This is a genomic window from Bradyrhizobium sp. Ai1a-2 (assembly GCF_000426245.1).
Lineage (GTDB): Bacteria > Pseudomonadota > Alphaproteobacteria > Rhizobiales > Xanthobacteraceae > Bradyrhizobium.
In genome coordinates this window covers 1-10,054 of the sequence record NZ_AUEZ01000138.1, presented here as the reverse complement: position 1 = coordinate 10,054, position 10,054 = coordinate 1, and the positions used below count along the sequence as shown (strand labels likewise).

Below are 10,054 nucleotides of genomic sequence, written 5' to 3'. Positions count from 1 at the left end.
TTGGCGTATTCAACATCGGTCAGGCCCATGTTGTGGGCCATCTCGCGTTGAGCCGGCGTCAGCGTCACGGTGCTTGACCGCGAGACAAAAGAGCCGTCGCCGCGGCGTTCGCTTCGTGAAACAGGAGCCGACACGTTCACTTCCCTTTCGTCGTTGTCGTCGCGCTCTTGCCGGCGCTCGTTCTTGAGCCCGGTTGCGCGCTCGATATGGTCGAAATATTCGTCGGAGCCGCGGACAAGACCCTTGCCGAGCGCGCCCTGATAGGCGGCTTCCAGCTTGCGGTTGAAATCGGCGTCGCGGAAATCCGCTTCGTGCTGGATCATCCAGTCCTTTTCCACGGTCATCAAGTTCGGATTGCGTTGCACGCTTTCCGACCATGACAACTGCCGTTGCTGTTGCTGCGGTTCGGTCCGCTTCTCGACCGTCTTGCGCTCCTCGATTTCGGCTGCGCCGCCTTCGAGATTCACAATCTGGCTCTGCGCGCGAGCGATGCGCGAATTCGCCTCGCCCATCGCCGTGTAGTCGCCGGCCTCGCCCGCGCGGACCAATTCTGCCTTTGCCGCCGCAAGCTCGTTCTGAGCCGCTTTCAGGCCGCCCGAGATCACATCGCTTTCGAGCGCGTTGCTGCGCTTGCGTGCTTCCTCGACTTCCGCGGCCCGCTGGTTGGCGACGCGTTCAGCCTGCGCCCTTTCCCGCTCCGCGCGATCTGCGCGCTCACGGTCTTTCTTTTGGGCTTCCAAGGCCGCTTCAAGCTGTTCTTCGAGCGTCTTGCTGCCATCGTCGCGGCGCTCGACCTTCGCCGGCTTCTTTTTGTCGCCGGGTTCGATGTCGCCGCCAGCGTCGTCAACGCCCATCGGCAGTTCGATCATGACCGGCTCATCCAGCGGCACCGCCGCGATGTCCTTTTCGTCTTTCAGCGCTTTCAACGCCATGTTGCCGCCCTCCTATTAGCGGTGCGTGATGATGTTGGGATCATCCACCACCATATCGAGCAGCGAGTCCTCGACCATGCGGCAATCAACCCCGTTGATTTGGACGCGGCGCGCGTCGCCAGGGCGGAAAACCACCCACTCGCCAATCTGCGCGTCTTGCCCGTGGAAGTAGGTCCCGCTCTCGGGCTCATCCTTGAAAGCCGTGTTGCCCTTCTTGAGCACCAGGCCAACCGAGCCCTGCCACACCGATTCCTTGACGCGACCGGCCGACAGGATAATCCCGCCCTTGGTCATTTCCGGTTCGATGTAGATGCCGACCAGCACGCGATTATGAAGCAAGTTGATCTTCGAGAGATCGCCCACCGCCGCCAGCATTTCGTTTTTTTGATCCTCCGCACGCGACAAGCGTTCGGCCGCATTCGTGACAATCATGTCCCGCCTCACTCTTTCAACAGTTCCTCGAGTCTCTCTTTCAGCACCGTCCGGAAATCGGAGATCGCCTTGCGATACCCGATCTTGCGTTGGTACTGCCCCCAATCGGAGATGTTGCCGGATGCCATGGTCGCTACGACCATGTCATCCGCGCTATCGAGCCAGCCTGAGAGACGTTCGGCCAGCTTCACGTCGTGAAGGGCGCTCATTTGCGCCCCGCGATCTTGTTTCCGATCCAGTTCTTGAAGCGCCACGTATGCAGCGTCGCGAACTCGCGGATGTTCTTGCGTTTGCCCTTGGCGACGATCGCCGGGGCTTTCGGATCAAGTACGCGCGCGGTCGATTTCGGATGCGAGAAGCGATTCACCATCGCATCACCAATCGGCACCTCGCCCATACCGCTCATTGCCGTTCCAGCAATCATAGCGGCATCGTGAAGGCCGCCGATCGCATCGATAATCTGTGCGTCGGCTTTTGCCTTCTCGAACTCGCGAGCCCGTTCCGTCAGGTAGACCGGACGCTCGACCAGCGCCAAACCGCCCCGTTCCAGCCACACCGAGTCATCGCTCTCGATAGATGGATGCCGAGATCGCGGCACACGCCGCCAACCGGACCTTTCCATTTCCGCCAACTGCGAAAACGACTCGTCACCGAGGACAGCCACGGTGACGAGTTGATAATCAATCCCTTTCGGGATTTCGTTCGGTGAAATATTCATGCCTCTTCCCTCGCTCCCTTGAAAGAACGGCGGCCTCCATCAATCGCGAGCCCCCTTGCGCGCGTTGCTGCCGTACTTCTCCGTTTTCTCAAGCCGGCCCTCGCCCGAGCCCGCGCCAGCTTCCATGTCCGGGTAAGACGCAACGCGCCCGCCCGAGGCGAAGCCCTTCTTGTTGCTCATCTGACGGCGCATCTCTTCGGTGCGACGAACAGACTCGCCAGTGTGTTTGACGTGCCTCATCACTTCGGCCCTTTCCTTGCGGGGTAATACGCATCCGGCTTCCGGAGCGTTCTTTCGAGCGGCACCGAGCCCCACGGTTCGCCCTGTTGCAGTGTCTGCCAGGAATGGACAGACGGATCGGTACGGGTGACATCGCCGCGACCGTCCAACTCGCGGTCGATCTGGCGCTTGTCGGCAGCTTCGTCCGGGTGGAGGATCTGAGGTGTTGCATCTTTGCCATTCATGACGCGCTCAAACAGGCCAGCATCCTCCGAGGCGTCGGGACCGCCGCCCTGCGGTTCACCGCCGTTCAGCATCCGCTTAATCATCGCCATATCGGCCCCGGCGTCAGGGTTTGGGTTTCTTGCCATTGGCGTTGCCTTTCTTCGGCTTGGCCTTCTTCGGCAGAGCGCCGACCGGCCCGGCTTCCGGCTTGGGAGCGATGGCGGCATTGTGCTCTGCCATGTCCTTTGCCCTTTCGTGTGCCTCTCCCGCGGCTTGCTGTGCCCGCTGGTGCGCTATTCCACCTTCGGCGAGCCGATGCGCATGCTGTTGCTGCGCCCTTTCCAAAGCATCCGCATGCCCGTGGGCCTGCGCGACGTGATCCGACGCGATCTTGATGTTTGCCGCCCGCTGCGCTTCGTCTAAGTCGTCGGCATGGATTGCCACCGTGGACGCGAGCCGCAGGCGTTCGGTCCCCTGCCCGATCTGCGCGATTTGGAGCTTGTTCTGCCGCTCCGCTTCGTTGTCAGCGAGTTCACGCTGTTGTTTCACGATATCGGCCTGCCGTTCCTGCGCGGCGTTCTGCGCGTCCAACTGCGCCTTGGCATGCCTTTGCTGCACGTCGGCGAGCTTGGCCTGATCGACAGGCGGCTGTTGCGGTTGTTGCGGCGGGGCAAGCGTTGCCTCGACACCTTCGATGCCCATCTCATCGGCGTATTTGAGAATGGCCTTTTTCGGGTCAAACACCGTCGGCGCGGAAGTCACCATCTGCCGATAGGCTTCCGCCTTCGCCATACGATGGAGCTTCGTGGGATTGTTCGGGTCTGCCACCGGAACCATCTCGAAATCTTCCAGCGCCTTGAGGAAGACTTCCTTTTCCCACTGCATTGCGGGCTTCTTGTTGAAGCGCCAGAACGCTTCCGGGTCCTCACGGAAGCGCTCTTTCAGCAGATCGAACTCGCGCGCCTGCGAAGAATGCAGCCGCTTGTTGACCGCGCTCACCGGTTTTGATGCCTGCTCAATGAGCGCCAGCGTCGTTCCGACCGGCGCATCAGCGCGCCCTTCGGCGACCATCGTCTGAGCGGTGCCGCCGAGCTTTTGCCCCAACTCCTCGACATGCTGCACGAATTGCGTGAACGCCGCATCCGGGTTCTTGTACGGCAGCGCCATCACCGCGGCGCGGATGTCCTCGACAGAGGCATCAATTCCGACGCCCGATCCAGGCGCAACGCGGAATTGATTGGTCAATTGCCGGCCAGCGCCCTTCAGATACAGGAAGCCGGGGAAGTTCGCGAACATGCCCGCATCCAAAAACTCGCGCCACAACGCCGTAAGCGCCTTCGTGGTGTTGCCGAGCAGATGCAGAAGGCCGATGCAGTAGAAGCCGAACGCCCGCATGTACGGGAAATCGACGAAATGCTGTTTCGGCAAACACTCCTCATCCTCTTTCCGCCAGTTGCGGCGGATTTCGAGGACTCGTTCAGTGGTGCGCTCAATCGAGACCTTGTAGGGCAGCGGGAGCTTTTTGCCCCTGAACTGTTTCGGCGCGAATTGATCGAGATCGAGCAGGCAATAGCACTCGTACACCTCAAAATCGAGGTCGCGCGGGTCGGTGCTTTGCTTGACGCCGGAAACCTCTTCCTTGGTCTGCTTGACCTGATTGGGCGCGTCGGATTGGAGCGTCGGCTGCCCGAGATCGATATCCCGGTAAGCGCCGACGATTTGCATCCGGCGCATTGTCGCCTTCGGCATGCGAATCCGGTGCGTAATCCGCTCCGCATCGTCCAAATCGCTCACATCCTTGGAGACGATAAAGTCTTCAACATTGATCGAGCGCGAGAGCGGCCGGCGCTTCAGCGGATCATGATAGACCTTCTTCACGCCGAGCCCGCCAAAACCGGTCTTGAAAAACATCTGATCGGAATCGGCGACATAGCCCTTATCGACCACCGTCAAATAGTGGTTCATGTCCTTTTCAAGCGCGTCCTCGACCGCATCGCGCTCCTCTTCCTCATCCGGAATGACCGGCATGGCCGGCATCGGAAGCTGTTGCGGAGCGGGAGCGCCAGGCGAAGCGCCAGCCGCAGGCGGCGCGGGATGTGGTGCAGCAGCAGGCGGACCCCCGGCAGCAGGGGGAGGAGGCGGGGAACCACTGCCGGGAGCGCCAACGCCGGGAGGGGATTGGGGACTACCCGGCGAAGCCTGTTGAGGAGCACCCTGCGCTCCCGCGGCTGCAAACGGGTTAATGCCGCCATTCAACGCAGGCCCGCCGTTGTGCCCGAGCATGTCCGCGTCTTTTGGCTTCTTCGGCCGATCGTCGCGCACCTTCACAGGCCCGCCAGCAGGCAGCAATTCGCCGTTCGCGTTGGCCTGGAAAAGCTGACAGGCATCGAGCAGCAGCGGATGCCGCACCGTGGACATGCCCTCAAGCGGAGCCGATGACGTGACGCTTGTCGTCGTTGTCGTTTCGATCACGAGCCCGAGAAGCTTGATGCCCTCAGATAGCATTTCGAGGTGTTCAGACCTCGACTCGTCGTCGCGGCCGATGCCTTCGAGCAATTCGGTTGCGATCTGCGCGAGATCGCCATCGCTCATCTTCTCAGCCAAGTTCGCGTTGAACTTGTCGTCAATAGGCGTCGCCGGTTCAGCGCGTCCCGAAAGGTCGATCGCCACCGAACCGTCGGGCAGTTCAGTGACCGCAGCGCCATCCTGTACCGTCGTCGTCGGCACTTCCGAGCCGAGATCGATTGACACCGCGGGCAAGCGCGACTTTTCATCGTCCGGCCGGGCAACCGGCAAGACCGACGCAGCGAAGGGAGACGCCATTACTAACTCACGTAGGTTTTCGAGTGCCCGTCCGGATAGGAGATCAGAATCTCAGCGCCAGTTTCGCCAGGGCGGACAAGCATCGTATGGCCCTTTACGGCCCTTGAGACACCCGCCGAGGAGACGTTCCACGGCGAGCCCTCGAATAACGCAAGCTCCTGACGAAGCGCCCTATTGCCTCGCCTAAGCGACCTGTAAGCCTCGAATAGCGCGGTCATGGCCGATCAGGCCGCAACCTTGCTAACAGGGACGCGGCCCGAGACGATCAAGAGCAAATCGCGCGGCGTGATATGGCTAAATTCGGTCGCGAGCGGTGCGGCGAACCAGCCGCATTCAACGAGAGCCGCCGCCTGCAATTCGCTACAGAACCACGAGTCCGGTTCGCGCCAGTCGCGGCCGGTGACGAAGGCGAGCACCGCCGTAGTGTCGTAGGGTTCGCCGATCTGCTTACGCAGGAAGGTATAGAACCGATCGGCGACATCGGGAGCGACATCGATCTGGACGAACATCTCGCGCGAGAACGTGCCCTTGTCATAGTCGCGCGGCCGTTCCTGCACGCCGCGGTCAAGATAGGCACCGAGCGCAGTGCCTTCCGGCATGATCGCCTCGACATGGCTCGCCCAAAAGCCGTATTCGGCCGTTCGGATTGCAAGCGTCGCGAGGCTATCACCGTCACAAAATCGAAGCGTAATCACAGCCGCATTCCTTCACTTTGGCCTCGCCTTGCTCTTGCGCGCCCGCTCACCGCGTGCGGTCAATCGGCGACGATCCACACATAGGGCTTTCGCTTGCGGCATGCGATGTAAAAGGCGCAACGCGGCGTTCAGCCGGCTTGCAAGTACGGGCTTCCATTGTTCGCCGTTCACGTCGTAACGATCGAACAGCTTGTGCTCGACAACGAGCATCACAGCGTCGTGCTCATAGGCAGCCCTGACATCTACCCGGCTGATCGGGACGCCGTCGCTTCGCGCTCTATCGGCCATCGCCCACACGCCGGGCGAAACGACGTTGGCGATATCGTTCAGCGTTTTAATGGGCAGCATCATAGCCATTGCCGGCCCCTTTCCGCGCGACGATGAAGCGATGCCAGCGCGTCCGCCATGATCCGTTGCGCGCCTCTTCCGCCGTGATCTTTAGCAGCGTCGGCGTGAGTGTGCCCCATTCGACGATGTTGAGCGCCCCGCCATCCCCAAGAGAGACGACGTGATCGAGCTTGAAATGCCCCAACGCTGGCATCAGCGCATCGCGCAGTCCGGCAATCGTGTAGCCCGTAGGGTTGAGCAGATCGGCCGCCACCTTCAAGTCGATGCCGCCGCCCTTGTAATCATCTTGCAAGGGCTCAGAAGGCCGAACCATCATGATCGGATGCAGCAGTGGCAGCACTTCGGCGACCGCTTGCGTGAGCAGCGTCCGCAGTGTGACCAATTCGTCCGCGATCCGCTTCATTGAGACGGCCTGCGCGAACATCATCGCGCACTTGGCCGTTTCTACATCGGCATTCTCCAATCGAACGCCGCCATCGATCTTATCCCCGTCGATATTCAATCCCATGATGTTCCCCTATTCCGCGATCTGGCGCGGTTTCTGACGTGTCCGCGGCTTGCCCTTGGGCCAGCCACCTTTGCGCTTTGCCGTCACGGGCTCTCGCCCAGGCTCTTGCGGAGCCTCGACAGGAGCCGTTTCCGTCACCGGCTCAGTAGGACGCGGCCCGCCGCCGCGCCCTCTCTCGTTGGCTTCCGCAATGCAGGCAGCGGACCATGCAGAGGCGAGAAGCTTGCAGCGGTCCATGTGATCGTTGAGCGGTGCCAGTTGATCGGCAGTGAGGATATTCGTCCCGCCGATGAACTCACCGAGCCGTTGCATGTTCGAGATGAAAAGCGCACGCCATTCCTGCGAGTCGATCCTAAACGCCCTGCTCACCGCTCACCCACCTTTCCCGGCCGATCCACCGAAAGATGCGCGTTGATCTGCCGGGCAATCTCGTCAAGGCTCGACTCAGGCGTCTTGGACGGCAGCGGCTCGACATGGCCGTGAAGGCTGCCCGCGCTGGCAAGGCTGCCAACACCGCCTTGGCTGACAGGCGGCTTGGCCGGTGCCGGCGCGGCCGTGAACGCGAACCGCGCAGCCCGTACCGCATCCATGAAGCACGATTGGCTGAGATCAATCGGCCCGAACGTGATTGGCTCGCGGCCCGGCTGACTGATAGTGCAGGAAACCCCGAGCACATCGTGATCAGGATCGATTTCTCTGTGCGAGTGATCGCACACATAGATGGTTTTCTTCATTTGCCGGCCTTCTCCTCATTGATAATTTGCGTGGGATGATGCACTTGCATGGTATGAAAACTCGCCAGCCACCCGTCCAAGAGACAGGCGAGCGGGCCGGGCCACAGCGCATCTTTCTGGAAGCCGATTCCAACCGCGCCTTGCGGCGCAATCGGGCGATAGTCTGCCCTCACGCTAACCGGCCGGAGTTCCCCCGACCCTCAGACAGAAGCCCCGCGGGCGGCGGACAGATGTACCGCATCCATCGAAGTCGATCGCCGCCCCTTTCGGGGTTTATCCATCCGTCGGCGTCACGCGCACCACAGTCGCATCATCAACGCGGGAGCTAACCGCACGAATGAGAACCGCAAACGCCGTCAAGCCGATAGTCACCGGCCGCCGAACTTATTGGTTGCAGGGGCGGGATTCGAACCCGCGACCTCCGCGTTATGAGCGCGGCGAGCTACCAGACTGCTCTACCCTACGTTAAACTTGGAGCCGGCGGCAGGAATTGCACCCATAACCCACCGCTTACAAAGCGGTTGCTCTACGGTTGAGCTACGCCGGGCAAGAGTTGACGTTGAAAAAAAGGCCGCCTGTTGCGGCGGCCACACGAACAAAGCTACGAGATCGCAGCATCGCGCTGCGTTGCCGTCGGATCGACAACGATAGTATCAGGTCCGCGAAGTAATTAGCCTCAACTAGCTTATCATTCTTGCATCGCGCCGGACGATGCCTTCTTATTTTCGTCTAGTTTTCTCCGGCACCTTTCCACAACGAGGCATGCCGCTGACCCTGTACCCAGCCATTGATGGACCGTCTTGATATCAAACTCGCTCTGCTCCACTTTCGTGCCATCAGGTAGGGTAATCCTAATTGGGCGATCGAGAAGGATTTTCCCGTTCTTAATCGACACACCGCTGCTCTTTGCAGCAAGCTTTGCCAAACGCTCTTCTTCCGTAGCTTCTTTAGCAGCAGCTTTAGCAGCGGCTTGTTCAGCAGCTTTAGTAGCAGCAGAGTCTCCACTAGACAGCACCCTTCCCCAGACAGCCTCCCACACATCCCCCCAGACAGTAAACCGGTTGGCTGCATGCGCCGACGACCATCCAAGTGCGCAACAGAGCGTAAGCGCCATTGCAAACCACGAAGCTTTCAACATGGCTTTGCTCCTCGCTTTTCGACATGAGGCGACAATCCTAGCCATGCTGCACTCTTGTAAATGTGATGCAGTTCACCCGAAGATCGAAGAAGTTTGTGACGCCATAGGTCAGCGCATTTGACCGAGCCGGGTCGCTTGGCGGCCGGAGCGGAGGGCTTGGGCCGCCTTCCTGTCCGCCCGTCAGACCTGTGCATCCACGGCATCACCTCACCACGCTCCTTACGCACAACCAGCCACGACGGAAGAGGAACGATCGTCGCCCATGCGACAATTCGGCTAGAGGAGTTCGTGAACTACATTACATGCGCTCAGTGCGGTCCGAGTTAATGTGGCGATGATCTCGTTCCCCGCATCGAGATAGGCCGCGGTCATCGCGCGGACGCTGGATTGGCCGAGGCACCAAGCGGTTGAAGCCTTGGAGGCTCAAAATGTGCGATGGAAATGCGATCGGCGTGTTCTTGCTCTTGGCGGAATTGGCTGTCATTACCGCCTCTATCATGCTTCTCACCGCGATCCAGAATGCAGAGAGCCTCCTTACCGCCTTCAAATCAGTCGGCGGTACGGTGACAACCATTGTCTTCGTCGGTTTGGCACTTGCGAACTTGGTAGCCGCCGCCGGTTTGGTTTCATCGGGCTGTACTGGGGGAGGATGTGGAAGCAGCGGAAGCGCCCTGCTCACAGCCATAAACATCACCATTGGAATGCTGACCGGACTAACGGTTTCGCTTGCCGTTGCGACGTTTGTGCCGCCAGCCGTGCTCATAGCGGGTCCCGCCGCTCTGATCACACTGGCCGGCGCGGGCGGGAGCTTTGCGTATCTAGGCGTGTTGGCAGCGACCCTCGCCGCCTGCCTAGCGCCAGCGGCAACAACGCCACCTGCGTGGTTGGTGCTGAGTGCTGCCGTTGCCTTTGTTACTGCCTTTACCGCTATTTTCACCGCTGTCTACGGTGCCTACTACCTCAGTAAGGATATTGCCAAAATTAACAGTGCTGCGAGCGGGTAGTTGGCCTCCCTATGAGGAGATAAGCCGCCCTATGCCTCGTAGAGCGGCTTTTGCTTCGGCCGGTGCAGCAACTGGTGTTGAAGTTCGGCCGCTACCTCATGATCGTGGATCGCAACAGACCTGCGCGGCCCGGTGGGGGCGGCCCACCGGGCCTGACCAAGCGGGACCAGGGGTAATTGCTGGTCGTAAGCGCGATTTTCCCCGCACGTTGACGCCGGCGGTTTTGATGGATTGCCCTAGTATCGGGGCGATACCGGTCCGTTCAGGCAGTGGCGGCT

The 10,054-nt window shown here is 60.6% G+C and carries 13 protein-coding genes and 2 tRNA genes; 1 reads left to right on the top strand and 14 read right to left on the bottom strand.

All coding sequences use genetic code 11. The annotated features are described in order from the left end of the window. The 14 genes from K288_RS48470 to K288_RS53135 form a co-directional block, all read right to left on the bottom strand. The coding region (locus tag K288_RS48470) for a hypothetical protein (RefSeq protein WP_043162140.1) at nt 1–932 on the bottom strand (932 nt) is incomplete at its 3' end. Between the two features lie 15 nt (nt 933–947). Beyond that, nucleotides 948–1,364, bottom strand: a complete 417-nt coding sequence (locus K288_RS0140975) for a co-chaperone GroES family protein (RefSeq protein WP_027584598.1) — start codon at nt 1,362–1,364, stop codon at nt 948–950. An 8-nt stretch (nt 1,365–1,372) separates the two neighbouring features. After that, nucleotides 1,373–1,573 (bottom strand): hypothetical protein, encoded by a 201-nt coding sequence (locus tag K288_RS0140970; protein ID WP_027584597.1) that lies wholly within the window; start codon nt 1,571–1,573, stop codon nt 1,373–1,375. Then, on the bottom strand, nt 1,570–2,082 hold the full coding sequence (locus tag K288_RS0140965) for a hypothetical protein (RefSeq protein WP_027584596.1): 513 nt from the start codon (nt 2,080–2,082) through the stop codon (nt 1,570–1,572). Before K288_RS0140965 ends, K288_RS0140970 begins: the two co-directional genes overlap by 4 nt. Nucleotides 2,083–2,121: 39 nt before the next feature. Next, a complete protein-coding gene (locus tag K288_RS0140960) occupies nt 2,122–2,322 on the bottom strand; it encodes a hypothetical protein (protein ID WP_027584595.1) in 201 nt (66 codons plus the stop codon). After that, on the bottom strand, nt 2,322–2,636 hold the full coding sequence (locus K288_RS0140955) for a hypothetical protein (protein WP_027584594.1): 315 nt from the start codon (nt 2,634–2,636) through the stop codon (nt 2,322–2,324). The genes K288_RS0140960 and K288_RS0140955 overlap by 1 nt, the downstream gene beginning before the upstream one ends. A gap of 13 nt (nt 2,637–2,649) precedes the next feature. Next, entirely contained in the window at nt 2,650–5,349 is a 2,700-nt protein-coding gene (locus K288_RS54425; protein ID WP_027584593.1) for a hypothetical protein, read from the bottom strand. Between the two features lie 224 nt (nt 5,350–5,573). Continuing rightward, a complete protein-coding gene (locus K288_RS50020; RefSeq protein WP_152535937.1) occupies nt 5,574–5,948 on the bottom strand; it encodes a hypothetical protein in 375 nt (124 codons plus the stop codon). A gap of 108 nt (nt 5,949–6,056) precedes the next feature. Beyond that, entirely contained in the window at nt 6,057–6,401 is a 345-nt protein-coding gene (locus K288_RS0140935; protein WP_152535936.1) for a hypothetical protein, read from the bottom strand. Beyond that, nucleotides 6,379–6,900, bottom strand: a complete 522-nt coding sequence (locus tag K288_RS0140930) for a hypothetical protein (RefSeq protein WP_027584589.1) — start codon at nt 6,898–6,900, stop codon at nt 6,379–6,381. The genes K288_RS0140935 and K288_RS0140930 overlap by 23 nt, the downstream gene beginning before the upstream one ends. A 365-nt stretch (nt 6,901–7,265) precedes the next feature. Further along, nucleotides 7,266–7,634 (bottom strand): hypothetical protein, encoded by a 369-nt coding sequence (locus tag K288_RS0140920; RefSeq protein WP_027584587.1) that lies wholly within the window; start codon nt 7,632–7,634, stop codon nt 7,266–7,268. 388 nt (nt 7,635–8,022) lie between these two features. Beyond that, nucleotides 8,023–8,099 (bottom strand) — tRNA-Met (locus tag K288_RS0140910). A gap of 7 nt (nt 8,100–8,106) precedes the next feature. Beyond that, nucleotides 8,107–8,182, bottom strand: a tRNA-Thr gene (locus K288_RS0140905). A 140-nt stretch (nt 8,183–8,322) separates the two neighbouring features. Next, complete coding sequence (locus K288_RS53135) at nt 8,323–8,772, bottom strand: hypothetical protein (RefSeq protein WP_152535935.1); 450 nt, start codon at nt 8,770–8,772, stop codon at nt 8,323–8,325. A gap of 428 nt (nt 8,773–9,200) precedes the next feature. Here K288_RS53135 and K288_RS0140900 point away from each other — a divergent pair, with 428 nt between their 5' ends. Beyond that, the gene (locus K288_RS0140900; RefSeq protein WP_152535934.1) at nt 9,201–9,776 is read left to right on the top strand and encodes a hypothetical protein; all 576 of its coding nucleotides are present in this window, start codon (nt 9,201–9,203) and stop codon (nt 9,774–9,776) included. The last annotated feature ends 278 nt before the right edge of the window (nt 9,777–10,054 follow it).